The organism is Acidaminobacter sp. QWL-03, from assembly GCF_058683855.1.
This window is the reverse complement of record NZ_CM178752.1, coordinates 2320984-2345987: the sequence shown is the minus strand read 5'-3', so window position 1 is coordinate 2345987 and position 25004 is coordinate 2320984. Positions and strand designations below refer to the sequence as shown.

At 50.7% G+C, this 25004-nt stretch carries 18 protein-coding genes, 3 rRNA genes and 1 other annotated feature (1 of these 22 running past the window's edge); of the genes, 16 read left to right on the top strand and 5 right to left on the bottom strand.

Annotation, left to right across the window (positions count from 1 at the left end; translation table 11 throughout):
* The first annotated feature begins 83 nt into the window (after nt 1-83).
* Nucleotides 84-560, top strand: coding sequence for a transcription elongation factor GreA (gene greA, locus AC4PHM_RS11135; protein WP_492017835.1), 477 nt, complete (start codon nt 84-86; stop codon nt 558-560).
* Between the two features lie 16 nt (nt 561-576).
* Complete coding sequence (gene lysS / locus AC4PHM_RS11130) at nt 577-2106, top strand: lysine--tRNA ligase (RefSeq protein WP_492017833.1); 1530 nt, start codon at nt 577-579, stop codon at nt 2104-2106.
* 188 nt (nt 2107-2294) lie between these two features.
* Here lysS and AC4PHM_RS11125 read toward each other — a convergent pair whose 3' ends face one another.
* The 3 genes from AC4PHM_RS11125 to AC4PHM_RS11115 all read right to left on the bottom strand — a co-directional run bounded on the left by AC4PHM_RS11125 (nt 2295) and on the right by AC4PHM_RS11115 (nt 4643).
* Entirely contained in the window at nt 2295-3386 is a 1092-nt protein-coding gene (locus AC4PHM_RS11125) for an alpha/beta hydrolase (protein WP_492017832.1), read from the bottom strand.
* A gap of 81 nt (nt 3387-3467) precedes the next feature.
* A complete protein-coding gene (locus AC4PHM_RS11120) occupies nt 3468-4118 on the bottom strand; it encodes an ATP-grasp domain-containing protein (protein WP_492017831.1) in 651 nt (216 codons plus the stop codon).
* Nucleotides 4119-4133: 15 nt separating this feature from the next.
* A complete protein-coding gene (locus tag AC4PHM_RS11115; RefSeq protein WP_492017830.1) occupies nt 4134-4643 on the bottom strand; it encodes an ATP-grasp domain-containing protein in 510 nt (169 codons plus the stop codon).
* A gap of 401 nt (nt 4644-5044) precedes the next feature.
* Between AC4PHM_RS11115 and AC4PHM_RS11110 the strand changes: the two genes are divergently transcribed.
* The 8 genes from AC4PHM_RS11110 (at nt 5045) to AC4PHM_RS11075 (ending at nt 15943) form a co-directional block, all read left to right on the top strand.
* Nucleotides 5045-6576: ribosomal RNA gene (locus tag AC4PHM_RS11110) — 16S ribosomal RNA — on the top strand.
* A 253-nt stretch (nt 6577-6829) separates the two neighbouring features.
* Nucleotides 6830-9752: ribosomal RNA gene (locus tag AC4PHM_RS11105) — 23S ribosomal RNA — on the top strand.
* A 118-nt stretch (nt 9753-9870) separates the two neighbouring features.
* Nucleotides 9871-9987 (top strand): 5S ribosomal RNA (rrf, locus tag AC4PHM_RS11100).
* Together the 16S, 23S and 5S rRNA genes form the textbook arrangement of a ribosomal RNA operon.
* 208 nt (nt 9988-10195) lie before the next feature.
* Nucleotides 10196-10711, top strand: a complete 516-nt coding sequence (locus AC4PHM_RS11095) for a thioredoxin family protein (RefSeq protein WP_492017829.1) — start codon at nt 10196-10198, stop codon at nt 10709-10711.
* 117 nt (nt 10712-10828) lie between these two features.
* Entirely contained in the window at nt 10829-13192 is a 2364-nt protein-coding gene (gene nrdJ, locus AC4PHM_RS11090) for a ribonucleoside-triphosphate reductase, adenosylcobalamin-dependent (protein WP_492017828.1), read from the top strand.
* 84 nt (nt 13193-13276) lie between these two features.
* Nucleotides 13277-14116 carry a hypothetical protein gene (locus AC4PHM_RS11085; protein WP_492017827.1) on the top strand — a complete coding sequence of 280 codons (840 nt, stop codon included), beginning with the start codon at nt 13277-13279 and terminating at the stop codon, nt 14114-14116.
* A 199-nt stretch (nt 14117-14315) separates the two neighbouring features.
* Entirely contained in the window at nt 14316-15170 is an 855-nt protein-coding gene (locus AC4PHM_RS11080) for a 4Fe-4S binding protein (RefSeq protein WP_492017826.1), read from the top strand.
* The gene (locus tag AC4PHM_RS11075) at nt 15167-15943 is read left to right on the top strand and encodes a hypothetical protein (protein WP_492017825.1); all 777 of its coding nucleotides are present in this window, start codon (nt 15167-15169) and stop codon (nt 15941-15943) included. Before AC4PHM_RS11080 ends, AC4PHM_RS11075 begins: the two co-directional genes overlap by 4 nt.
* Nucleotides 15944-16063: 120 nt before the next feature.
* Here the strand turns inward: AC4PHM_RS11075 and AC4PHM_RS11070 are convergent, their stop codons facing one another.
* Entirely contained in the window at nt 16064-17128 is a 1065-nt protein-coding gene (locus AC4PHM_RS11070; protein ID WP_492017824.1) for a 4Fe-4S dicluster domain-containing protein, read from the bottom strand.
* Between the two features lie 215 nt (nt 17129-17343).
* On the opposite strand from AC4PHM_RS11070, the gene fusA reads away from it, so the two are divergent.
* Both fusA and radA read left to right on the top strand, forming a co-directional pair.
* On the top strand, nt 17344-19425 hold the full coding sequence (gene fusA / locus AC4PHM_RS11065; RefSeq protein WP_492017823.1) for an elongation factor G: 2082 nt from the start codon (nt 17344-17346) through the stop codon (nt 19423-19425).
* Between the two features lie 136 nt (nt 19426-19561).
* Nucleotides 19562-20932: a DNA repair protein RadA gene (radA, locus tag AC4PHM_RS11060; RefSeq protein ID WP_492017822.1), complete on the top strand. Its 1371-nt coding sequence runs from the start codon at nt 19562-19564 to the stop codon at nt 20930-20932.
* A 93-nt stretch (nt 20933-21025) separates the two neighbouring features.
* On the opposite strand, the gene AC4PHM_RS11055 is transcribed toward radA, so the two are convergent.
* Nucleotides 21026-21421 (bottom strand): DUF1573 domain-containing protein, encoded by a 396-nt coding sequence (locus AC4PHM_RS11055; RefSeq protein WP_492017820.1) that lies wholly within the window; start codon nt 21419-21421, stop codon nt 21026-21028.
* Between the two features lie 294 nt (nt 21422-21715).
* Between AC4PHM_RS11055 and AC4PHM_RS11050 the strand changes: the two genes are divergently transcribed.
* The 4 genes from AC4PHM_RS11050 (at nt 21716) to ispF (ending at nt 24772) form a co-directional block, all read left to right on the top strand.
* Complete coding sequence (locus tag AC4PHM_RS11050) at nt 21716-22192, top strand: CarD family transcriptional regulator (RefSeq protein ID WP_291400517.1); 477 nt, start codon at nt 21716-21718, stop codon at nt 22190-22192.
* Nucleotides 22193-22429: 237 nt separating this feature from the next.
* Nucleotides 22430-23524: a PIN/TRAM domain-containing protein gene (locus AC4PHM_RS11045; RefSeq protein ID WP_492017819.1), complete on the top strand. Its 1095-nt coding sequence runs from the start codon at nt 22430-22432 to the stop codon at nt 23522-23524.
* A 13-nt stretch (nt 23525-23537) separates the two neighbouring features.
* On the top strand, nt 23538-24290 hold the full coding sequence (gene ispD / locus AC4PHM_RS11040) for a 2-C-methyl-D-erythritol 4-phosphate cytidylyltransferase (protein ID WP_492017818.1): 753 nt from the start codon (nt 23538-23540) through the stop codon (nt 24288-24290).
* 2 nt (nt 24291-24292) lie between these two features.
* Nucleotides 24293-24772: a 2-C-methyl-D-erythritol 2,4-cyclodiphosphate synthase gene (gene ispF, locus AC4PHM_RS11035; protein ID WP_492020500.1), complete on the top strand. Its 480-nt coding sequence runs from the start codon at nt 24293-24295 to the stop codon at nt 24770-24772.
* 64 nt (nt 24773-24836) lie between these two features.
* Nucleotides 24837-25004 (top strand) — a binding site (T-box leader); it runs 53 nt beyond the window's last position.

The window sequence follows — 25004 nt, the reverse complement described above, 5'->3', positions numbered from 1 at the left end:
AAGAGCTTTTTACTTCAACTGCACTGAACATTCGGTGCTTTTTTCTCTGTAGAGAATCAATTCATGGAGAGGTGTGACTTGCGATGATGTCTAAAGAAGTGCTCATGACACCAGACGGGCTCAGAAAAATAGAAGAAGAACTCGATCATCTTAAATCCGTCCGACGTAGAGAAATTGCGGAGAAGATTAAGGCCGCGCTCGCCTTCGGAGATATCAGTGAAAATGCTGAGTATGATGAGGCAAAAAATGAACAGGCTGAGCTTGAAAAGCGTATAATGAAGCTCGAGGGCATCGTTGGCAACGTCAAGCTCATCGATGAATCAGAGATTAAAAAGGATGAGGTCAGCGTAGGCTCTACGGTCACTGTCAAAGATATTGAATTTGATGAAGTGATGGAGTATTCCATTGTAGGGCCTACAGAAGCAGACCCATATGAAAATAAAATTTCCAATGAGTCTCCTGTCGGGAAAGCTCTGATCGGCAAACGTGTTGGCGAAACGATCGAGGTTCAGGTTCCGGATGGGTTCGCAAAATTCCAGATCATGAAGATCGGAAGATAGTCGGAGGTGGCAGAACGTGAGTGAGGAACTGAGTTTAAGCGAGGTACTGCAGGTAAGACGGGATAAGCTCGCAAAGCTCCGCGAAATGGGCAGAGACCCTTTTATCCACGAGAAGTTTGTTAGAACTGCTATGAGTGCAGAAATTCACAATGATTTCGAAGCGTTTGAAGGCAAAGAAGTACGCATGGCCGGCCGTATTATGGCGAAGAGAACCATGGGACGTGCATCGTTCTTTGATATTCAGGATATGGACGGAAGAATTCAATCTTATATTCGTGAAGATGCCATAGGCGAAGCGGAATATGAGATTGTCTCTACTTATGATATAGGGGACATAGTCGGCATTGTCGGCACTGTGTTCAAGACCAAGAAGAACGAGGATTCTGTCCGCGTGTCAGAAATCCTGCTGCTCAGCAAATCCCTTCAGATCCTGCCGGAAAAATTCCATGGTCTGAAAGATACGGATACGCGTTATCGTCAGCGATACGTGGATTTGATCGTCAATCCTGAGGTCAAGAAGACGTTCCTTCAACGAAATAAAATTTTGAGAGCGGTCAGGGAGTACCTTGACAATGAAGGTTTCCTCGAGGTCGACACGCCAATCCTTGGAACAATTGCAGGCGGCGCTGTGGCAAGACCATTTATCACGCACCACAATACCCTGGACATAGATATGTACATGAGAATCGCCAACGAACTTTATTTGAAGCGACTCATTGTGGGTGGTTTTGATAAGGTTTATGAAATGGGCAGAATGTTCAGGAATGAAGGCATGTCTATCAAGCATAATCCGGAGTATACTGCAATCGAAGTTTACGCAGCCTACGAAGACTTCCAATATATTATGGAGCTGACGGAAAACTTGGTCGCGCACTGCTGCGTCCAGGCAAATGGCACAACCAAGGTCAATTATCAGGGTGTTGAGATCGACTTTGCGCCCCCTTGGAGAAGGCTGCCTATGACAGAAGCGGTCAAACTTTATGCCGGCGCTGACTTTGATGCAGCCAAGACGGATGAAGAGGCACGTGAGTTGGGCAAAAAGCTTGGTCTTGACGTTGACAGCAGCATGAAAAAAGGCCACGTCATCAACGAGGCTTTTGAAACTTTCTGCGAAGAGCATCTCATTCAACCGACCTTTATTACGCATCACCCGGTTGAGGTGTCTCCTCTGGCAAAGCGCAATCCTGATAACCCAATGATCACCAATCGCTTCGAAGCTTTTGCCAACACGTGGGAAATTGCGAATGCTTTCTCTGAGCTCAACGATCCAATCGATCAGCGCGAGCGCTTTGAAGAGCAGGTCAATGCCCGTGAAGGCGGCGACGAAGAGGCGCACATGATGGATGAAGATTTCCTCAATGCCCTGGAAGTCGGACTTCCGCCGACCGGCGGCCTCGGTATTGGCATTGACCGCATGGTAATGCTCCTGACGAACGCGGCCTCCATTCGCGACGTTATTCTATTCCCGACTATGAAGCCTATCGGAAAACAAGAACCGGGAAGTAAGAAGCAGAGCGCTGAAGCGTCAGAGGAAGAAGAAGCTTAGTTTCATGTAAGCGCAAAATTGGATCACTAAAAGGCAAAGTGTTAAGCCGCTCATTTCCAGCGATTTCGTTGGCAATGAGCGGCTTTTTTGTGGTTTGGAAACGCAAAGCTTGATTCATGTCGCCACCAGTAGTGTGGTCAAGACGTGGCAGTCATCAGAAAGGTCCCTGCGCGTGGCTGCGGACGATTTTACCGGGCACGCTGCCGTCCAGCTTCACGCTTGGATTTTTTAGGCGATAAGACGGTGCATTTACAGGCAGCCTTCAACTGATCGATGGACCCATGCAAGACGGCTGTGCCGACGGCGTTGGGATAAAGCTGCAGGTCCCAGCCCAGGCTTAACAGTTCCGGTGAGGCTGACCAGCATGTGGCTTCAAAGGGTGTCACACAGAAGCCGCTGTCGTAGGCCAGGACAGGTCTCAGGTAATGAGCCAGGTCCCCTTGGACGATTGTCTCCGGTGCATGCAGCTCGAGGCTGACAGGCTTGCCAATGTCGCCAAAGAGGTACAGCAGCGGACAATGGGCGCGCATTTGCCAGTCATATTCGCTGTGTTTCCCGCCGGGCACGATCCAAGCTTCCATTTCAAAGTTGGCGTTGGGTTTGTCCCGCAGTTCTAGCAGACGGCCCAGAATCACGTCAAAACCCTCTTTTAGCCCGCCCTCAGCATCGCCCATGTCGATCCAAAGTTTCTCAGGCATGCCTGCAGGATCCAGGCTTTCCACGTAGGGCAGCAGATCCTTGGGGCTCCACCAAAATGAGGGTGAGACAATGCCAAGCTTACCAAAGACATCCGGCCGATGGGTCCCTATCATAAACGTGATCAGCCCGCCCATGGAAGACCCCATGAGCCCCGTATTCTCAGGGCCTGTCATCACCCTGAAATTGGCTTCGATAAACGGCATGACATCCTCCAGCACAAAGCGTTCATAAAGTGCGCCGCGGCCCGGTACGTTCTTCCCAAAGGAGTGGTAGTCATAGTGGGCATATTCGCTCAGGCGCGCCTCGCCTATATTGGCTATGCCCACAATGATTATTTCCTCCATTGCCCCACCCCGGATCAGCTCGTCTGCCGTCTGATGTATTTCCCAGCCCATGCCGGAGTAGGAAGCTTCCCCGGTGAAGATATTTTGCCCGTCGTGCATGTAGAGGACCGGATAATGTCGCTGGTCTTCGAGTCTGTAAGAAGGCGGCAAATAAATATAAAGTGATCTGAAGTTGTCAAGAGCCCTGGAGTAAAACCGGTGCAGGAAAGTACAATCTTGCTGTGAAAAGTCGTTCATAGCGGGTCCCTCACCTTATTAAAGATTGCTGCCGATGGTCATTAATTCAAAACCATCAGTCTATCTTACAGCTTTTGTAGTTTACGCCTGCTTGGCGATCATTTCACGTCGAATCTCAAGTCCCTTCTCATGGTCCTTAGTCCTAAAGATGATCCCGTAGTCTCCAATAGCAAGGGAGAATATCTTTTCAACTTTATAGTGATGCACGATCTCATCTTTGTAAGTTTCAAGGATGTCTTCCAAAGGACGCTTATAGTTTAAACTGTCCTTTCTTCCAACATAGAAGCAGCTGTAAGGGCGTGTCAGCTCTGCGTCAAAGACATTTTTTGTCACAACTTTGGCATACTGTTCGAAAATGTTAATGTCATTGGCATAATTGAACATATCCACAATTTTACCACCTGGAAGCCGTGCGTTCAATTCGAGGGCGACGATTTCGCCCTCCGGGAGGACGAACAGCTCTAAATGGAAGAATCGCTCTTTCAATTTAAAAGCTTGGATGGCTTTGGTGCCCATTTCGACAACCTTCGCATTCAGTTCTTTTGGTATGTAGAAATCTGTATCATTCCCGTCGTTGACAGACTCCATGACACCGGCGCCATAAACCAGTGAGGAGTGGAAGACGATTTCGCCCTCCTGGTCAGTTAAACCGTCAAAAGAATAAATATTGCCATTAACAAAGGCTTCCATAATATAGATGGCCTGATCCTGAAGCGCTTCTTTCTGAGACATGAAGGCTTCGAGTTTCTAAGGGGAGTCAATTTTGAAAGTGCCCATGGCGCCAACGCCCCGGTCCGGTTTCACAATAACGGGGTAACCGTGCTTCTTGATAAACTTCTCGGCGTCTTTCATAGTACCAATCAAAGTGCTTGGTGCAACTTCCAGACCAGCTTTCTTAAAGACCTTTTTCATGCCGGATTTATATTTGACCCGGCTCATGTCTTCTGTTTTGAGGCCCGGTATGTTGAAGTCGGTCCTCAATCGGGCATCTGACTCCAGCCAGTGCTCGATATGGGATTCAAGTCTGTCAATTTTTCCATACTTGTGAGAGAAAAAGGCTACAGCTTTGAACATCTGATTATAATCTTCCATAGAATCTACCCGGTAGTACTCGGTCAGTGCTGTTTTTAAGTCCGCAGGAAGCGTATCGTAAGCATCTTCCCCTATACCTAAGACATTGACCCCTTCGTTTTTAAGCGCGACCGAGAACGGAATGAAATTGGCGGGAAAGCTTGGAGACACCACTATATAGTTCATTAAACTCACACCTTTCGTTTATTAAATTTTTACCATATTATCACATCATGAAGTAGTTTCCCAGTTGAAAATTGTAATGTTTGAAAAAGTTATGTAAATCAACAGCGAAATCGAGGGTTGGTGAAACCCAGTCATTTGAAGGCGTGCGGCGATTTGATGAATTTAGTTCGAAAAAACTTGAAAAAAGTGTTGACGCGGGGGTAGGACATAGATATAATTAAAAAGTCGCCGATTCAAAGGTGAGCAAACGCAAGACAGGCAAGACACATTCGATCCTTGAAAACTAAACAGTGTACAACCCAAAATTCTGAAATAAAAAGTCGGTTCTGCTTGGAACCGGCGAAGTGATTTCTGATTATGGAAATAACGGAAGTCAGTGTTACAACTGCAGTTTAAGGATTATGATTAAGAGTTTGATCCTGGCTCAGGATGAACGCTGGCGGCGTGCCTAACACATGCAAGTCGAGCGCGATTAGTTGGACTGGAGGCTTCGGCCAAAGGGAAGACTATGAAAGCGGCGGACGGGTGAGTAACGCGTGAGCAACCTGCCCTGTACAGGGGGATAGCCACTGGAAACGGTGATTAATACCCCATAACCCCAAAGGACCGCATGGTCCAATGGGCAAAGCCACAAGCGGTACAGGATGGGCTCGCGTCTGATTAGCTAGTTGGTGAGGTAACGGCTCACCAAGGCGACGATCAGTAGCCGACCTGAGAGGGTGAACGGCCACACTGGAACTGAGACACGGTCCAGACTCCTACGGGAGGCAGCAGTGGGGAATATTGCACAATGGGCGCAAGCCTGATGCAGCAACGCCGCGTGAGTGAAGAAGGCCTTCGGGTCGTAAAACTCTGTCCTAAGGGAAGAAGAAGTGACGGTACCTTAGGAGGAAGCCCCGGCTAACTACGTGCCAGCAGCCGCGGTAATACGTAGGGGGCAAGCGTTATCCGGAATCACTGGGCGTAAAGGGTGCGTAGGCGGCTGATCAAGCCAGGGGTGAAAGGCAATAGCTTAACTATTGTAAGCCTTTGGAACTGGTCAGCTTGAGTGCAGGAGAGGAAAGCGGAATTCCTAGTGTAGCGGTGAAATGCGTAGATATTAGGAGGAACACCCGTGGCGAAGGCGGCTTTCTGGACTGTAACTGACGCTGAGGCACGAAAGCGTGGGGAGCAAACAGGATTAGATACCCTGGTAGTCCACGCTGTAAACGATGAATACTAGGTGTCGGGGGTCAAAGCCCGGTGCCGCAGCTAACGCATTAAGTATTCCGCCTGGGGAGTACGGTCGCAAGACTGAAACTCAAAGGAATTGACGGGGACCCGCACAAGCAGCGGAGCATGTGGTTTAATTCGAAGCAACGCGAAGAACCTTACCAGGTCTTGACATCCCTCTGAATGGCGCTTAGCAGCGCAGGTCTTTCGGGACAGAGGAGACAGGTGGTGCATGGTTGTCGTCAGCTCGTGTCGTGAGATGTTGGGTTAAGTCCCGCAACGAGCGCAACCCTTGCCTTTAGTTGCCAGCACATTATGGTGGGCACTCTAGAGGGACTGCCGGTGACAAACCGGAGGAAGGTGGGGATGACGTCAAATCATCATGCCCCTTATGATCTGGGCTACACACGTGCTACAATGGCCGGTACAACGAGAAGCGAAACCGCGAGGTGAAGCAAATCTTTTAAAGCCGGTCCCAGTTCGGATTGCAGGCTGAAACTCGCCTGCATGAAGTTGGAGTTGCTAGTAATCGCGGATCAGCATGCCGTGGTGAATGCGTTCCCGGGTCTTGTACACACCGCCCGTCACACCATGGAAGTTGGGGGGACCCGAAGCCAGTGATCCAACCGCAAGGAGGAAGCTGTCGAAGGTAAAACCAATGACTGGGGTGAAGTCGTAACAAGGTAGCCGTATCGGAAGGTGCGGCTGGATCACCTCCTTTCTAAGGAGAAAATTGGGGTACACTGTTTAGTTTTGAGGGATTGATGAAAGTCAATTTCTTAAAAACATCATATTGAGTTGTTGGCGTAAGGTTACTTGGTAACTTTGCATCATCAACAGAGCAAAAGTCGAAAGGAGAGCGCCGTAAGGTCGGCGATCGACTTGCGAGCTTTTGCGCCTCGCACCTTGAAAACTGCATATGGAAGAAAACGAAGAAATATCGAGGATAAACCCATGACGAGAGATCGTCATATGATCAAGCAATAAAGAGCATAGGGTGGATGCCTTGGCACCAGACGCCGATGAAGGACGTGGTAAGCTGCGAAAAGCTGCGGGGAGTTGCAAGCAAACCTTGATCCGCAGATGTCCGAATGGGGAAACCCATCTGCCGTAGTGGGCAGATATCCGTACATGAATACATAGTGTGCGGAAGGGAGACTCGGGGAACTGAAACATCTAAGTACCCGAAGGAAGAGAAAGAAAGTATCGATTTTCTGAGTAGCGGCGAGCGAAAGGGAAACAGCCCAAACCGAGGCCTACGGGCGTCGGGGTTGCGGACGAGCCATAGAGTAAGAGGTAACCTAGTCAAAGAGTGCTGGAAAGCGCTGCCGTAGAGGGTGATAGCCCCGTAGACGAAAGGTGAAGACTGAAAGAGCTCGATCCAGAGTACCACGGGACACGTGAAATCCTGTGGGAAGCAGGGAGGACCATCTCCCAAGGCTAAATACGATCTGGTGACCGATAGCGCATAGTACCGTGAGGGAAAGGTGAAAAGAACCCCGGGAGGGGAGTGAAATAGAACCTGAAACCCTATGTTTACAAGCAGTGGAAGCGCCTGAAGATGCGCGACCACGTACTTTTTGTAGAACGGGCCAACGAGTTACGTTACGCAGCAAGGTTAAGTGCTTAAGGTACGGAGCCGAAGCGAAAGCGAGTCTGAATAGGGCGAAAGTTGTGTGACGTAGACCCGAAACCGGGTGACCTATCCATGAGCAGAGTGAAGCAAAAGTAAAATTTTGTGGAGGCTCGAACCCATGTCTGTTGAAAAAGGCTGGGATGACTTGTGGATAGCGGAGAAATTCCAATCGAACTCGGAGATAGCTGGTTCTCCCCGAAATAGCTTTAGGGCTAGCCTTAAAGAATGAGACACGGAGGTAGAGCACTGAATGGCCTAGGGGCTTTCACCGGCTACCGAAGCTTATCAAACTCCGAATGCCGTGATCTTAACTTTAGGAGTCAGACCATGTGTGATAAGATTCATGGTCGAAAGGGAAACAGCCCAGACCGTCAGCTAAGGTCCCAAAATGCAGGTTAAGTGGAAAAGGATGTGGAATTGCACAGACAACTAGGATGTTGGCTTAGAAGCAGCCATACATTTAAAGAGTGCGTAATAGCTCACTAGTCGAGTGGTTCTGCGCCGAAAATGTCCGGGGCTAAAACCTGCTACCGAAGCTACGGCTTGATGCTATGCATCAGGGGTAGGGGAGCATTGTGTAAGGGCAGAAGGTATACCGAAAGGCGTGCTGGACATTACACAAGAGAGAATGTTGGCATGAGTAGCGAGAGGCAGGTGAGAATCCTGCCCGCCGAAAATCTAAGGTTTCCTGGGGAAGGTTCGTCCGCCCAGGGTAAGTCAGGACCTAAGCTGAGGACGAAAGTCGTAGGCGATGGACAACAGGTGAAGAGTCCTGTACCGCCAAATAGCGTTTGAGAGATGGAGTGACGCAGGAGGATAGGCAGAGCGCACGGTTGGAAGAGTGCGTCCAAGGGCGAAGTCTGTACGGGGAGGCAAATCCCCCTGTATAAGGATGACGCTTGATGGGGAGTGAAACTAAGTAACGAAGCTGCTGATTTCAGACTGACAAGAAAAGCTTCTATCGAGTTATAAGGCGCCTGTACCGCAATCCGACACAGGTAGATGAGTAGAGAATACTAAGGCGAGCGAGAGAACCATTGTTAAGGAACTCGGCAAAATAACCCCGTAACTTCGGGAGAAGGGGTGCCCCAGACGGTGTCAAAGCCGACTGGGGCCGCAGAAAACAGGCCCAAGCGACTGTTTAACAAAAACACAGGTCTCTGCTAAATCGAAAGATGATGTATAGGGGCTGACGCCTGCCCGGTGCTGGAAGGTTAAGAGGAAGTGTCAGAGCGATCGAAGCACTGAATTGAAGCCCCAGTAAACGGCGGCCGTAACTATAACGGTCCTAAGGTAGCGAAATTCCTTGTCGGGTAAGTTCCGACCCGCACGAAAGGCGTAACGATTTGGGCACTGTCTCAACAATGGACTCGGTGAAATTGTAGTATGGGTAAAGATGCCCATTACCCGCAGCAGGACGGAAAGACCCCGTGGAGCTTTACTGTAGCTTGGCACTGAACATTGGTATTGGATGTACAGGATAGGTGGGAGACTAAGAGGCATGGACGCCAGTCTGTGCGGAGTCGACGTTGGGATACCACCCTTTCAATATCGCTGTTCTAACCCGAAGCCGTGATCCGGCTTGGGGACACTGCCAGGTGGGCAGTTTGACTGGGGCGGTCGCCTCCCAAAATGTAACGGAGGCGCTCAAAGGTTCCCTCAGTGCGGTTGGAAATCGCGCGAAGAGTGCAAAGGCAAAAGGGAGCTTGATTGCGAGACAGACAAGTCGAGCAAGTACGAAAGTAGGACTTAGTGATCCGGCGGTACCGAATGGAAGGGCCGTCGCTCAACGGATAAAAGCTACCCCGGGGATAACAGGCTTATCTCCCCCAAGAGTCCACATCGACGGGGAGGTTTGGCACCTCGATGTCGGCTCGTCTCATCCTGGGGCTGAAGTAGGTCCCAAGGGTTGGGCTGTTCGCCCATTAAAGAGGCACGCGAGCTGGGTTCAGAACGTCGTGAGACAGTTCGGTCCCTATCCGCTGTGGGCGCAGGAAATTTGAGAGGCGCTGTCCTTAGTACGAGAGGACCGGGATGGACGCACCGCTGGTGTATCGGTTGTTCCGCCAGGAGCACGGCCGAGTAGCTATGTGCGGCAGGGATAAGCGCTGAAGGCATCTAAGCGCGAAGCCCCCCTCAAGATGAGATTTCCCATTCGAAAGAAGTAAGACCCCTGATAGACTAACAGGTTGATAGGTCTGAGGTGTAAGAGCGGTAACGCTTTCAGCTGACAGATACTAATAGGTCGAGGGCTTGATCAAGGTTTACAAATCGATATTAGAGTAATCTTCCGTATGCGGTTTTGAAGGTGTGAATCATACTTTCAGACTTGGTTAGATCAGAGCGCAAGGCAAGTTTGCCGCCTCTTGAAGCTAACGATCCGGTGACTATAGAGAAAGGGCCACACCTGTTCCCATCTCGAACACAGAAGTTAAGCCTTTCATCGCTGATGGTACTTGGGGGGCAGCCCCCTGGGAGAGTAAGTCGTCGCCGGGTAACAAAAAACGGACATTTGCATTACGCAGATGTCCGTTTTTTATTGCATAACAGGACGAAACTCGGTGTCAAACACCCAGTTTCCTCAAAAAGAAACTCGGTGTCAGACACCCAGTTTCGCTCCTTTCTTCAGTCTTTTCTATTGTGGATCACCGCATATAGTGATATGATAGACGAGTAGATACAATATATAGTGGGAGGGCTTGCTGTGACACATTCGCATGAGTTTGAAACCTCTTTGGAAAACCTGTTCGAACACGGACTTTCTTTCGATAAATTTCTTCAAAGCGCAGACGCGGATCAGAGAAAAACAATCCTTGATATACTGGAAAAAACAGATTTCACCTGGATTGAGACACCTGAGATGCCAATGCGCATTCTGTTTTTTGGAGAGCTGTGGTGTCCTGACTGCGTCATCAATGCCGCAGCGCTTGCGGGCATAATGAAACAGGTAAAAATATTGGAAGTCAGGGTGCAGCCAAGGGATGGCAATGAAGAAGTGATTATAGGTCTCGGTGATGGCATCAAGGCGCGAATCCCCACCATTGTGCCGCTGGATGATCAGGGTAATCCTTTGGGGGTTTTTGTGGAAAGGCCAAAAGTCATCCGGGACTTGGAGCAGAGCGAGGACCAGCTTAAACGCATTGTGATGATGCGGGACTATCGGGCAGGGGGCTATGTTTTGGATACGGCGAGAGAAATAATGGAGATGCTGAGCATCTGAATATTGCGCTCGCCATCTTGGAGTGGTACAATATCTAGTGTCTAGAAGCAACAAAAGCAAATAATTATACAATATATAGACAAAATAATACCTGCAGCTCATAGGGAGGAACCAGACGTGACAAAAGTAATGAAGCGGAACAAAGCGGTGGTTGAGTTCAAGCCTGAAAAGATCCAAAGGGCAATTGAGATGGCTATGAAGGAGACTGAACTCGGCATTGACTCCGAACTAAGCCTTGAAATCGCCAAGCGCATAGAGGCGGTTGCTGCTGGCAGCGGTCTCCCTATGGAAGTAGAAGAGATTCAGGATTTGGTGGAAACATACTTGATGGATAGTCCTCGCAAGGACGTCGCCAAGCAGTATATTATTTACAGAAACGAGCAGAGCAAGACCAGGGAGATCCGCAAGACGGACAGCCGCTTGCTCACGGATGAATTCATCAGCCGCTACAAGCACCTTGACAGCCCTATGAATCAGCTGGGCAGCTTCGTTTACTACCGGACTTATTCCAGATGGCTGCCGGAGGAAAAACGTCGTGAGTACTGGTGGGAAACGGTACGACGCTCTGTAGAATACAACTGCAGCCTGGTCCCGACGACCCGGGCGGAAGCGGAAGAGCTCTTCGACAACATCTTTTACCTGCGTCAGTTTTTATCAGGCAGAACCTTCTGGGTGGGGAACACAAGCGTTGCCAAGAATTATCCTATGGCGAACTTCAACTGTTCCTTCCAGATTATCGACAGCTTTGAGGCGTTCAGGGATGTTTTCTACCTTCTCATGATTGGCTCCGGCGTAGGGGTTAGAATTCTAAAAGAGGATATCGCACAGCTTCCAAAGGTTCGCACGGACTTTGAATTGATCCACAAAGACTACAGCGCGATCTCAATGTCAGAGCGCGAAGATTCCACCAGCCTTGAGTATTTCTACAACCACACAGTCAAAATTACAGTGGGTGACAGCAAGGAAGGCTGGGTTCAGTCGATCGACTATTTCTTCAAGATTTTGTACAGCAATGAGTACCGCAACATTAAGACGATTATCATCGACTATGACCATGTGCGGCCTAAAGGCGAGAAGCTCAAGAGTTTCGGCGGTACGGCAAGCGGCCATATCAGCCTGAAGAATATGTTTGAGAAAATCAACAAAGCCATCAAGAAGGCTGGACTTCGCGACGGAGCGCTGGATGAAAGAAAGCGCGTCAAGCTCAAGCCGCTGGATTGCCTGGATATTGCCAATATCATCGGTGAGAATGTCGTGGTCGGCGGTGTCAGAAGAACAGCGGAAATTCTGTTGATCGATCAGGATGACGAGGAATGTATCGATGCCAAATCCAACCTTTACAAGCAGATTGACGGTCAGTGGGTTGTGGACAAGGATATTATCCATAGGCAAATGAGCAATAACTCAATCTACTATACGAGAAAACCGAGCCGTGAGCGCCTCAGATGGCAAATCGACCGCATGCGATATTCCGGTGAACCGGGCTGGGTAAACGCGGAAGCGGGCGCCAAGCGCAGACCAAACTTCAACGGGGTCAACCCGTGCGGGGAGATCCTGCTGGACAACAAGGGCTTATGTAATCTCACGACGGTCAACGTATTTGCGTTTGTACGGCCTGACGGCACACTGGATTACAACGGTCTGTTCAAAGCCCAGCGACTGTCGGCGAAGGCGGGTTACAGAATGACTTGCGTTGAGCTCGAAATCCCAACCTGGGACGCGGTACAGCAGAGAGACAAACTCGTCGGCTGCTCGCTTACAGGCTGGCAGGACATGGTCAACGCGACCCAGATGACAGTCGAGCAGCAAGCGGATCTTCTTCGCAAACTCCGCTCGGTGGCAAAGAAAGAAGTTGAAGTTTACGCGGTTGAACTTGGCGGACGTGTGCCAATCCTGGTGACGACCATCAAGCCGGAAGGGACTTTGAGCCAGCTGCCTACAGTCTCCAGTGGCGTTCACTTCTCTCACTCGCCGTACTATATCCGTCGCGTTCGGATCAGTGCGGATGATCCGTTGGTTAAAGTTTGCGAGGAGCTCAATTATCCGGTATTCCCGGAGGTTGGCCAGGATCTGGAGACATGTTCGACGAAAGTCATTGAGTTTCCGGTCAAGGCGCCTATCGGCAAAACCAAGTATGAGGTTTCGGCCCTTGAGCAACTTGAGATTTATAAACTCTTTATGGAAAACTATGTCGACCACAACTGTTCCATCACAATTCACGTCCGAAACCATGAGTGGGAAGCGGTTGAGGAATGGGTCTGGAACAATTGGGACGACGTCATGGCGCTGTCGTTCCTGTCCCTGGAGGACAACTTCTACGAGCTGCTTCCTTATGAAGCAATCGAAGAAAATGAATTCGACCGCCGTGTACAAGCCATGCAGCCGTTTAGGCCATCTCTGATCGCCAAATATGAAAAGCAGGAAACTGTCTTTGACATTGGCACAGATGGCTGTGAGAGCGGCGCGTGTCCGGTTCGCTAACACCTCTCTTTTTATAAATCCTTTCCCCCTGACAAGCGGTTGTCGGGGGATTTTTTTAGCGACTACCACGAGGAGGAATATCAAATGCAGAAAGCGACCATTACAACCCAGGATCTTGTTCAAAAAGCCCTCGAGCTCGCAGGCCTTGAGGCATTGCCCTGCGACTCTCAAATCATCACAGCTGGCGACGATGTCCGCCGGGTGCTGTTCGGCATAGATATGGAAACCCAGGAGCTGCTGCTGGCAAAGCATTTGGGCTTCGACTGCGTCGTGAGCCATCATCCCCATGCGGGCAGTGCCATGATCGATTTTGCCAAGGTCATGGAGATTCAGATTGACAAAATGGTAAGCTTTGGTGTGCCTATCAACCGGGCGCAAAAGGCACTCAGGAAAAAGCAGCTCAGCGTGGATATAGGCATGCAGGTCAGCAACTACGACCGCACTGCCAGTGCGGCGAGGCTTCTCGATCTGGCCTACTTCAATGTGCATATGCCCGCGGATCTGATGACTGAGAACGAAGTCCAGACCATGCTGGACCAGCGCTTCGGCAGCGAGCCCAAGGCGACCCTTGGAGAGGTGATGGATTTTCTCAAAGGGATGGAGGCATACGCCAACGCGCCGGCCGGACCGGTGATCCGAGTGGGTTCCGAAAAGGATTATGCCGGAAAAATCGCCGTTCTGATGGCAGGCGGCACGAACGGCGGGGCAGAGGTTTACAAGGCCTACTTCGATGCCGGCGTGGGGACGATTATTGCAATGCACATGCCAGAGGACGTCAAGAAGGCGGTTGAGGAACAGGGCTACGGCAATGTGATTATCGCTGGGCACATGGCGTCGGACTCTATTGGACTTCGCAAGATCGCGGAGGCCTGGAGGCGCATGGGGCTGGAGGTTGTCACCATGGCTGGGATTCTGGCGGTTTGAAGCTCAGGCGACCATCGGCAGAACGTTTTTAAGACCTTTTGCCGATGGACGCGGCACTTAACACATTATGTTGTAAAATTTATGGAGACGGCGGTCAATTTTCATTTTTTCTTCACAATTGTGGCGTAAAGTCATAGTAAGGTTTACGAGGCTGCATCCAAAGCGGGCCTTGTTTGACAACTTGTGAGGAGGCATTCCCATGTCTGTGCATACCAACAACGCAGCAAGCCGGAACAAGGCGGTTAAAGTTCGGCCATGGATTCAGGGATTTTTTTTCATCTTTGTTCTGATCACCAGTCTCAACCACCTGCTTGAGGAAAGCGGAAAGTCGATCCCCTTCTGGCCTCAGGCGTCACTGCACGCGATCTGCCCTTTTGGCGGCGTCGTTTCACTTTACCAGTTTTTCGCAGTGGGTACCTTCGTTCAAAAGATTCACGAGTCTGCTTTTGTGCTGATGGCGGCGGCGTTCGTGCTGGCAGTTCTGGCCGGTCCGGTACTCTGTGGCTGGATTTGTCCGCTGGGGACGTTTCAGGAGTGGATTTCAAAGCTTGGAAGAAAGCTGACCGGTAAACGGTTTGGCAAATACATACCTTCTGAGGTGGACGGTGTTCTGCGATACTTCCGCTATGCGGTTCTGGCCTGGGTGATCTATCAAACAGCGGTCACCGGAAAACTTATTTTTCAGGATGTGGATCCCTATTACGCGCTCTTCAACCTCTGGTCGGAGGAGCTCGCGCCGGCGGCTCTCGCAGTGCTCGGAGCGACGGCGCTCCTGTCTCTGATCACGGAGCGGCCTTGGTGCAAATATGCCTGCCCATACGGCGCAGTTTTGGGGCTTTCCAACAAGATCCGGATTTTCAGGATTCGCCGGGCAACCTCCACCTGCATTGACTGCGGAGCTTGTGACAGGGCTTGTCCGATGGGGATCAGAGTATCTGGGATGGAAGTCGTCAAAGACCATCAGTGTATTTCCTGCCTGGAGTGTACATCGGAATATCACTGCCCGGTGCCTGCGACGGTAGAGCTCAAGGTGTTGGGTGGTGACGCGAAATGAAGATGAGAGCCTGGATGCTTGGCGTTGTCGCGGTGGGCATTATGTTTGGGTCGGTTTTGATCTCTGACGCCCTTGGCTATTGGCAAACAGAGAGTACGAAAACGCCGGCTGTGATTTCAACCGGAGAATTCGCAGGCGAGGCAGATCCAGCGGATATCCGCGGGTCTTACAGCTTTGGGGATGTGGAAGCGGCGTTTGATATCGAGTCTGAGATATTGGCAGAGGCTTTTGGCGTCGATCCGGCGGAATCTGAGGGTTTCCAGCTGAAATCACTGGAAACTATGTATGAAGCTCTCGCTGAGGCGGGAACTGAGGTGGGAACGGGCTCTGTTCGATATTTTGTAGCCTTATACACCGGACTGCCCTATGAACTTACTGAAGAAGTCTATCTGCCTCAGCCGGCAGTGGCGCTTCTGATCGAGGAAGGAAAAGTTGCGGGAGAAGCAGCGGAAGCGCTTAAGTCGATTGCGGTCGAGATTCCGGCTGTCGAAGCTGGCAGTGTCACGACTGAAGAGAGCGCTGAACAAAGCACTGTAGAAACGCCGATTTCTGGTGAGGCTGATGGCAACGCTGCAGCAGCAGATTTGCTGATCAAAGGAAAAACCACTTTCAGAGAAGTGCTTGACGCCGGCGTCAGCGAAGCGGATCTTGAACGGGCTCTTGGGTCAGAAATGCCAAATCCTCTGACGGTCATCAAGACCTTCTGCACGGAGCAGGACCTGGACTTTGAAACGGTTAAAACGGCGCTGCAAGCCTTGGTGGATGCAGAGTAAGGACGTTTGCTGCCGAGCAGATTCAGAGAGATTTCCTCTTGAATATTAACTGAAGAACGAAGGCGCGAACGCAGATTGTCAAGGGACAGGACAATCCGCGTTCGCGCCTTTTTTAAGCACTTACTTCATGAGCTCAAGAGGTTCCCGGATATAGCGGCGCATGCCGTATTTTTCCTGAGAGGCTGCCAGCGCCTCCCGAATCGCCTCCGGACGCCCTTCAAAACTGCCGCTGTCCGGAAATTCAATGCCATGGCTGAACGGGCATGTCGACAGGCAGATGCCGCAGTCGGTTCCCAGGCTCCTCCAGCGCTCATAACAATTATCGTGGTCGATCTTCCAGTAGGCCTGCCCTTCGTAGACCGCATTCTTTTCTAGGGGAATGGCTTTACCCGGGCAAGTCATCTGGCACTTTCCGCAAATTTCGCAGAATGCATCAAGTCCAAAGGTGTCCGGTGCATCAGGGACTAACTCGGCGTTCGTCGTGACAATGCCCAGCCGGACTCGGGGCCCGCTCTTTCGAGTCGTCAGAAGTCCCATTCGTCCAATTTCGCCCAGTCCTGACTCTACGGCCACCAGCGGCGCCACCAGCAGATAGTTGCCGTCCATGTGGTTGCGGGCGTCGTAACCGAGTTCTCTCAGCCAGTAGGAGAGGATCATGCCGGCAATGCCGGCCTTGAGATAGCCGGTACTGGTTTCGATGACCTCCTCAAGCTGAGGGGATCGGTCAATCATATCTTCATTCATCTCGATAGTAAAGGCAATGGCATAAGTGTGATCGAGAACGACGGGCTCACCGTAGTGCTCTGCCTTTCTGCCGCGGTGCGAATAGAGGTGTTCGTCTTTCAGACACGTCATTCCGACATCCTGCACGCCCAAATGCTTTGCGAGCGCCTTGACCTTTTTTGTCAGAAGTGCCGGATCGACCGGCAATGGGGTTTCCCGGCGCACTGGCTGTTCAGACAGCGGATTGAGGTCGCCCAAAAATTTAAAAATAGCGTCTGCGACCGGACTCATCAGCGGATTCCAAGTCATAGTCCCTTCTGAGCATAACTGGGGGAGCGAGCGGATTCGCAGATCCCGTTCAAGTTTCTCAGGGTGTCTGCGGTAGTAGTCGTCAAAGACCTCGGAATCCTGTTCGTAGTTAAAGCGGGCAAAAGGGATATCGCGTTCGTCAAAGCGCCTCATAGCTCTCCTCCATCTTCAAACATTTTTATCATTATAACATTGGTGAAAGTTTGTTGGTAGGGATCACAAAATTGGGTATAGACAGTGCATACTGATTTTTTACAATTATCACAATATTAAAAAAATGAATTGATGAAAAAAAGGAATTTGAGATGTAATGTAGAATTTAACACGGACGCACAAAATCCAACACATCAGAAAGCGGGGAGAATCACATGAAGAATTACAGTGTTGACAGAATTCGCAACGTTGCGTTGCTCGGCCACGGCGGCTGTGGCAAAACGACTTTGACGGAAGCGATTCTTTTTTCACTAGGCGTTACCAAACGCATGGGAAAAGTCACGGAAGGCAATACTGTTTCAGATTTTGACAAAGAAGAAATCTCTCGTCAGTTTTCAATTGGTACCAGTGTCATTCCTGTAGAATGGAATGAGTCGAAGTATAATTTCCTGGACACGCCGGGATACTTTGATTTTGTCGGCGACCAGTTCAGCGCGCTGAGAGTTGCGGGCGGCGCGGTGATCGTTATGGACGCGGGCTCCGGCATTGAAGTCGGCACAGAAAAAGCCTGGACGTTCACAGAGAAACGCAATATGCCAAAGATCATCTTCATCAACAAAATGGACAAAGAAAATATTGATTATGTCAAATTGATCCGAGATCTCAAGGATAAATTTGGAAAGAAAATCGCGCCGTTCTGTATTCCGTTAGGCGAGCAAAATGAATTCAAAGGCTTCGTCAACGTCGTCGATCTGATCGGCAGAGAATACACTGGAAAAGAGTGTATCGACATATCGGTGCCGGCTGACATGGAACCGCGCATCAAGCCATTTCGCGATATGATCATCGAATCCGTCGCTGAAAGTGATGAAGCGCTCATGGAAAAATATTTCGGCGGTGACGAATTCACCACGGAAGAGATTCACGCCGGCCTCAGAAAAGGCGTCATTAACAACGAAATCGTCCCGGTTCTGATTGGTTCTGCTGAAAACAGAATCGGTATTCATACATTGCTCAACATGATCTATGACTACCTTCCGACGCCAAAAGATATGGATGGGGGCGTTACAGTGGGCGTCAATCCTTTGACAGGAGAGGAAGTCTCCCGTAAAGTGGATGACGCTGAGCCGGTATCTGCATTCGTCTTCAAAACCATTGTCGACCCGTTTGTGGGCAAGATTTCTCTGTTCAAAGTCTATTCCGGCAAACTTAAGCGCGACCTTGAACTCCTCAACGCCAACAAGGAAGAGACTGAGAAAATAGGTCCTGTCTTCCTGATGAGAGGCAAAAGCCAGCTGGAAGTCGATCACATCAATGCCGGTGATATTGGGGCAACCGCGAAGCTGACATTGACGGAGTCTGGCGATACCCTTTGCGACAAGACTCAGCCTATCAAATACACCGGCATCAATCTGCCTAAGCCGTGTCTGTTTATGGCGGTAGAGCCGAAGGCTCAAGGCGACGAAGAAAAGATCAGCGCGTCCTTGCAGCGCCTTTCTGAGGAGGATCCGTCCTTCCTCGTCAGCAGGAACAACGAGACGAAGCAGCTGCTGATTGGCGGTCAGGGCAACATGCAGCTCGGCATTATCGTCAACAAGCTCAAGAACACCTTTGGCGTCGACGTCAACATGATCGACCAGAAGATTCCTTACAGAGAAACCATTAAAGGCAATGTCACCGTTCAGGGCCGACACAAGAAGCAGACAGGCGGCGCCGGTCAGTTTGGCGACGTCCACATCAAGTTTGAGCACTCTACCGAGCCGTTCATCTTTGAAGAGAAAATCTTCGGCGGATCAGTGCCGAAGAACTATGTACCGGCTGTTGAGAAGGGCCTCCGGGAGGCAATGGAAAAAGGCATCCTGGCCGGTTTCCCGGTCGTCAACATCAAAGCAACGCTGGTTGACGGCTCCTACCACCCGGTCGACTCCAACGAAATGGCCTTTAAGCTCGCGGCCCACATCGCCTTCAAAAAGGGCATGGAGATCGCCCAGCCAATTCTCCTTGAGCCAATCATGCGCATCACCATCTTTGTGCCGGATGAATACATGGGTGACATCATGGGCGACATGAACAAACGCCGCGGACGCATTCTCGGCATGGAGCCGGACGAAATGGGCTACCAAAAGGTCTATGCGGAAGCGCCTGAAGCGGAAATGTTCAAGTACGCCACTGACCTCAGATCCATGACCCAGGCACGCGGCTATTTCAGCATGGAGTTCAACCGCTATGAGGAAGTGCCTATGCAGCTGGCCATCAAGATTGTCGAGGAATCCAAAGCCGAAAAGAACAATCACTAAGAGACAAACCATAAAGACCGTCGACAAAAGTCAAAAGCGGGGTCCCTTAATCTGGATCCCGCTTTATTTTTCGCCGCCCGGCAGGTTATAATGTAAGAGGCGGGTCTCTCAGTCAAGCCCGCCCTGGGAGGAACCTATGTCTAAAAATAAAACCATCCATGTCTGTCAAAATTGCGGCGCGCAGTCTCCGAAGTGGGTCGGACGCTGCACGGAGTGCGGCGCCTGGAACAGCTATGTGGAAGAGTATGTCAGAGCAGAATCGCCAAAAACCACTGCACAGGGGCGCATTTCTGATTCCGCGAAGCCCATCAGGCTGATCGATGTGTCTGTGGACCGGGAAGACCGTTATACGACCGGCATCCGGGAGCTGGACAATGTGCTGGGCGGCGGCGTGGTCCGGGGTTCCCTCGTCCTGGTGGGCGGAGATCCCGGCATTGGGAAGTCGACCATGTTGATTCAAATGGCAGACAGAATTGCCTTTACAAAGAAAAAAGTTCTCTATGTCTCCGGAGAAGAGAGCGTCAAGCAGACCAAGCTGAGGGCAGACCGGACGGGTGTTGCTTCAGAATCCCTCTACATTATCTCGGAAAACGATCTTGAAGCCATCATGAACACCGTGGATACCCTGAGACCGGATGTGCTGATCGTGGACTCCATTCAGACCATGTTCCGCTCGGACATTCAGTCAGCACCAGGCAGCGTCTCCCAGGTCAGGGAGTGCACCGCGTCTCTGATGAAGACTGCGAAACGCGAGGGACTCTCCACCTTTATTGTGGGACATGTCACCAAGTCAGGCGCCATAGCGGGGCCAAAGGTCCTGGAGCACATGGTGGACACGGTCCTCTACTTCGAGGGCGAGCGCTTCAACACTTACAGGCTGCTGCGCTCCGTCAAGAACCGCTTTGGCTCGACGAACGAAATAGGCGTCTTCGAAATGACGAATCAGGGACTGATTGGCGTCTCCAATCCCTCGAAGCTTTTTATTTCGGAAAAACGGGATGAAGCCTCAGGCTCCGTAGTCGTAGGCACCATGGAGGGGACACGGCCCATGCTTGTGGAAATCCAGGCCCTCGTTTGCCACTCCGGCTTCTCCGCCCCTCGCAGAACGGCTATAGGCGTCGATTACAACAAGGTGATCATGCTGATTGCGGTACTCGAGAAGAAAATTGGCATGCAGCTTCAGGACCAGGACAGTTATATCAATGTGGTGGGCGGCATCCGCATCGACGAGCCCGCTGCGGATCTGGGCATCATCATTGCGCTGGCGTCGAGCTTCAAGAATATTGTGATCGATCCGGAGATGATGTTTTTTGGCGAGGTCGGCCTGACCGGCGAGGTTCGCAATGTCGCCCACGTGCAAAGCAGGATTTCGGAGGGTCAGAAGCTTGGGTTCAAGACCTTTGTCATTCCCGCCGGAAATCTAGATGGCCTTGAAAAACCGGCGCCGGGTGTTCGGATCGTGGGCGTCAGGACGGTTGAGGAAGCGCTGGACGCGACGCTGAGGTGATGGTTGGGCGGTGCTTCCAAAGGAAAAAAGAAGGTGCCGCAGCTGCCGGTCGGGGACGACCGGGGGCTGGGGTACCTTCTTTTGACGTTTCTTTTAATACAGGCTGTACGGCCCGAGTGTCTTGATGCGGTTATATTCGTTGAGAAAAGCATCATAAAGGCTGATGTTCAAATGGTTGCACAGCGCAGCCAGGTAGAAGAGGTGTGAGCCAATCTCCTGGTCAATTTTGTCGCGGCAGACCGGGCAAATTTCGCCTGAGAGCTCAGTGCCGGCATAATTCTTGATATCCAGATAATCGGCATCCTCGGGGAGATCCTGTTTCTCGGCGTGAAGCTTCAGACAGCCGCAGGATGTAATGGTTTTAACGGCAGCGCGGTTGACGCGCGCGCCTGACTCATCCAGCTTCGTAATGATGTCAAGCAAGCTGTTGTGACGGATCAGAACTTCCTGAACGGTATTCTGAAACTGATCATAAATAATGTCGCTCATGCGGATCACCTCAATATTCTGCACCTGTTGGTTGGTTTGATTCAATTCTAGCACAGGTCGCCGACATAGTAAAACTAAAATGGGAACTGTTTCCCGGACCCCATGCTGCCGATGGTCGCCTGCCTATCCACACCGTCACTGGAAAGGTGACATTCTGGTGACATTCTATATAAATATTAAAATCCTGTAATTGACATTGGCTTTGTCCCTATGATAGAATATTAAATTCAATTGACCGCAACTCGTATTATGTTGTATAATAGCCTTAGGGTCACAGATCCGGGGGGTGGAAAAATGTTCAGAATTGGCGATAAGGTCGTTTATCCAATGCATGGCGCCGGTATTATTGAGGGCGTAGAGGAAAAAGAAATCTTGGGTGAAAAGCGCAAGTATTTTATACTGAGATTGCCGCTCAAAAATATGAAGGTCATGCTGCCGGTCGACAATGTCGAAACCATCGGCCTCCGGGAAATCATTCAGGATGACGCTATTGACGAGGTTTTCAGCGTTTTGAGAGAAGAGGGCGTTGAGCTCCAGCAAAACTGGAACAGGCGCTACAGGAACAACATGGAGAAAGTGAAATCCGGTGACATTTTTGAGGTTGCCATGGTCGTCAGGGATCTGATTCACATGGAGCGGGAAAAAGGATTATCCACCGGAGAAAGAAAGATGCTGAACAATACGAAACAGATTCTCATCAGCGAAATTGTGCTGGTCATGGAGCAGGATGAAAAGGCTATTGAGAAAATGATCGAGACCTCGGTGCATTAATCACATAGAGCTGCCTAGGGCGTCGCCATAAAGGGGGCGCTTTTCCACGTCTTCAGCTCATGCTCGTGGCACTCAAAAATTTGACACCCAACTTCGGATAGCGAAGTTTGTTAAAATATGTTAAAGTTTCGTTACAATCTGAAAAACAAATAGTGGGACTAAGAACGGATATGTTAGTATAAATCAAGCTTATTCGATTTTTGTTTCAAAATCAAAAAACAAGAGAGGAGGTTGGAAATGCTTAAAAGAATAATTCGAGCTGCCCTGACGCTGCTTGGTGTCTCCGGTGGTTACGCGCTTGGCGTATTAATGCTTAATTTTGAATGGCTGCGGGCCGCTTTTAATTACAATCCGTCTGATATGGCTTTTAAGGTCATATTTTCAACGGTTGTCGCACTTATAATCGGTTTTATCCTTTATATGCTATCGCCTTACCTGATCCGCAGATTTATGGGCGTCGCCAAGCACACTGAAAAAGAGCTGGAAAAAATTCCGGCGAACCAGATGCTCTTTGGTTCAGTGGGACTCATTCTGGGCCTCATGATCGCCTATCTGATCAACGGAGCAATCAACATTATCCCCATTCCTTTTGTCAGCGGATTCTTGTCTATTTTGGCGTATATTTTCCTGGGCTACCTTGGCGCCAGACTCGCCACAAAAAATATGGCAGATCTTTCGAGGCTGCCAGACATGTTTCGCCGCACCGGTTCCAAGTCGACCGGGTCCAAAGACCAAGGGGGGGCGAAGCCTAAAATATTGGATACCAGTGTCATAATTGACGGGCGAATTGCTGACATTTGCAAGACCGGGTTTGTCGAAGGTCCCATTATCATTCCAGAGTTCGTTCTTGAAGAACTGCGTCATATTGCTGATTCATCGGACAGTCTGAAGCGAAACCGCGGCAGAAGAGGCCTGGATATCCTGAAGGTCATCCAAAAAGAAATCAACATTGAGGTCAAGATTGTCTCAACCAATTTTGAGGATGTCAGTGAAGTCGACATCAAGCTGCTCAAACTAGCCAAACTGATCAATGGCTTTGTCGTTACCAATGACTATAATTTAAACAAGGTCGCTGAGCTGCAGGATGTTCGGGTTTTGAACATCAATGAATTGGCGAACGCCATCAAACCGGTGGTCCTGCCGGGTGAGGAAATGGTCGTCCACGTCATCAAAGAGGGCAAGGAGTCCAATCAGGGCATCGCCTATCTCGATGATGGCACTATGATCGTAGTCGAGGGCGGCAAGCGCCACATCAACGAGACCCTTGAGGTTCTTGTGACCAGCGTGCTGCAAACCGCAGCCGGGCGTATGATTTTTGTCAAACCTCTCTAATGGGGTGAATGAAGTGAGTAAAGCGGATCTCAAAACAGCAGCAATAGTAGCGGCAGCCGGAATGGGTACCAGAATGGGTGCCGGGATCAGTAAACAGAGGATGCTCCTTGGCGGCAAGACGATTCTTGCGCATGCAGTGGAGCGGCTGTGTGCCTCAGGCATGATCTCTGAGTGCGTTGTCGTCGTTCCGGCGGGAGAATTGTCGCTATACATAGACCTTGTCAGGCAGCTTCACAATGAGGAAGGTGTTCCCATTCAATGCGTGGAAGGCGGTGAGAACCGCATGGCTTCGATTCGAAGGGGTCTTGAGAAGCTTTCCAAAGAAGCCGCACTTGTTTTGATCCACGACGGCGCAAGGCCCTTTGTCAGTCTGGATACCATCCGTGCCTGCGTCGGGAAAGCAGCTGAAACCGGCGCGGCGGTGGCGGCAGTGGCGGCTAAGGACACTATCAAGGTCGCAGCGGCAGACGGCGTGGTAGAATCCACACCGGACCGCAGCCGATTGTTTCTCGTCCAGACTCCCCAGGTCTTCAGACGGGATTGGCTCGAACAGGCGCATCGACTCGCTGAGGAAAACGGGTGGGACGCTACGGATGACAGTGCGCTGATTGAGCGCCTGGGGCACCGGGTGCACCTTGTGAAAGGCAATTATTTCAATCTGAAGATCACCACGCCGGAAGACATGGTCATGGCGGAAGCGATTTTGGCGGCGATTGCCCCTACCATCGGCAAAAGCACTTCAAAGGAGCAGGGGGGAACGGTTTGAAGATCAAAGTAGGCATTGGTTACGACGTCCACCAGCTGGTACCGGACAGGAAACTGATTCTGGGCGGTGTGGAAATTCCCCACGAAGTAGGCCTCCTTGGCCACTCAGATGCCGACGTGCTGACCCACGCCATTATGGACGCGCTCCTGGGCGCTGCGGGGCTGGGTGACATTGGCAGGCATTTCCCGGATACAGATCCAGCTTATAAGGGGATCTCAAGTCTTAAACTTCTTGAGCACGTCATGGCGCTGATCCGGGAGACGGGTTACACCGTGGGCAACGTCGATGCTGTTATTGCGGCGCAGCGGCCAAAACTGCTGCCATTTATGGCGCTCATGAAGTCGGCGCTGGGCCCAATCCTTCAACTTGAGGCAGAGGATTTGAATCTCAAAGCGACCACGACGGAGCGGCTCGGCTTTGAGGGCCGGGAAGAAGGCATCTCGGTGACGGCGGTTTGTCTATTGGAAAAGCAGACGGGATAACCCCCTAAAATTTCCGTTGACAGCTTCAATTTTTCTATTATATAGTGTATGTCAGGAATATAATGATAAGGTGTTGAAGAGAACCAGTAAAAGATGGCTATGCTGCACAGAGAGAGTCTGCTTGGTGAAAAGACTCCGGCCGGCGCTTTGAACCTGTCTTGGAGCCATGCTCTTGAAAAGCACGCGGCCGGCGCGTTACAGCCGGGACAAGTGAACACGCCGGGGCCTGTGA

Coding starts and splice junctions, on each gene's coding strand:
- greA (WP_492017835.1), top strand. CDS start 84: ATGATGTCTAAAGAAGTGCTCATGACACCAGACGGGCTCAGAAAAATA.
- AC4PHM_RS11125 (WP_492017832.1), bottom strand. CDS start 3,386: ATGAACGACTTTTCACAGCAAGATTGTACTTTCCTGCACCGGTTTTAC.
- AC4PHM_RS11120 (WP_492017831.1), bottom strand. CDS start 4,118: ATGTCTCAGAAAGAAGCGCTTCAGGATCAGGCCATCTATATTATGGAA.
- AC4PHM_RS11115 (WP_492017830.1), bottom strand. CDS start 4,643: ATGAACTATATAGTGGTGTCTCCAAGCTTTCCCGCCAATTTCATTCCG.
- AC4PHM_RS11085 (WP_492017827.1), top strand. CDS start 13,277: ATGCAGAAAGCGACCATTACAACCCAGGATCTTGTTCAAAAAGCCCTC.
- AC4PHM_RS11080 (WP_492017826.1), top strand. CDS start 14,316: ATGTCTGTGCATACCAACAACGCAGCAAGCCGGAACAAGGCGGTTAAA.
- AC4PHM_RS11075 (WP_492017825.1), top strand. CDS start 15,167: ATGAAGATGAGAGCCTGGATGCTTGGCGTTGTCGCGGTGGGCATTATG.
- AC4PHM_RS11070 (WP_492017824.1), bottom strand. CDS start 17,128: ATGAGGCGCTTTGACGAACGCGATATCCCTTTTGCCCGCTTTAACTAC.
- fusA (WP_492017823.1), top strand. CDS start 17,344: ATGAAGAATTACAGTGTTGACAGAATTCGCAACGTTGCGTTGCTCGGC.
- radA (WP_492017822.1), top strand. CDS start 19,562: ATGTCTAAAAATAAAACCATCCATGTCTGTCAAAATTGCGGCGCGCAG.
- AC4PHM_RS11055 (WP_492017820.1), bottom strand. CDS start 21,421: ATGAGCGACATTATTTATGATCAGTTTCAGAATACCGTTCAGGAAGTT.
- AC4PHM_RS11050 (WP_291400517.1), top strand. CDS start 21,716: ATGTTCAGAATTGGCGATAAGGTCGTTTATCCAATGCATGGCGCCGGT.
- AC4PHM_RS11045 (WP_492017819.1), top strand. CDS start 22,430: ATGCTTAAAAGAATAATTCGAGCTGCCCTGACGCTGCTTGGTGTCTCC.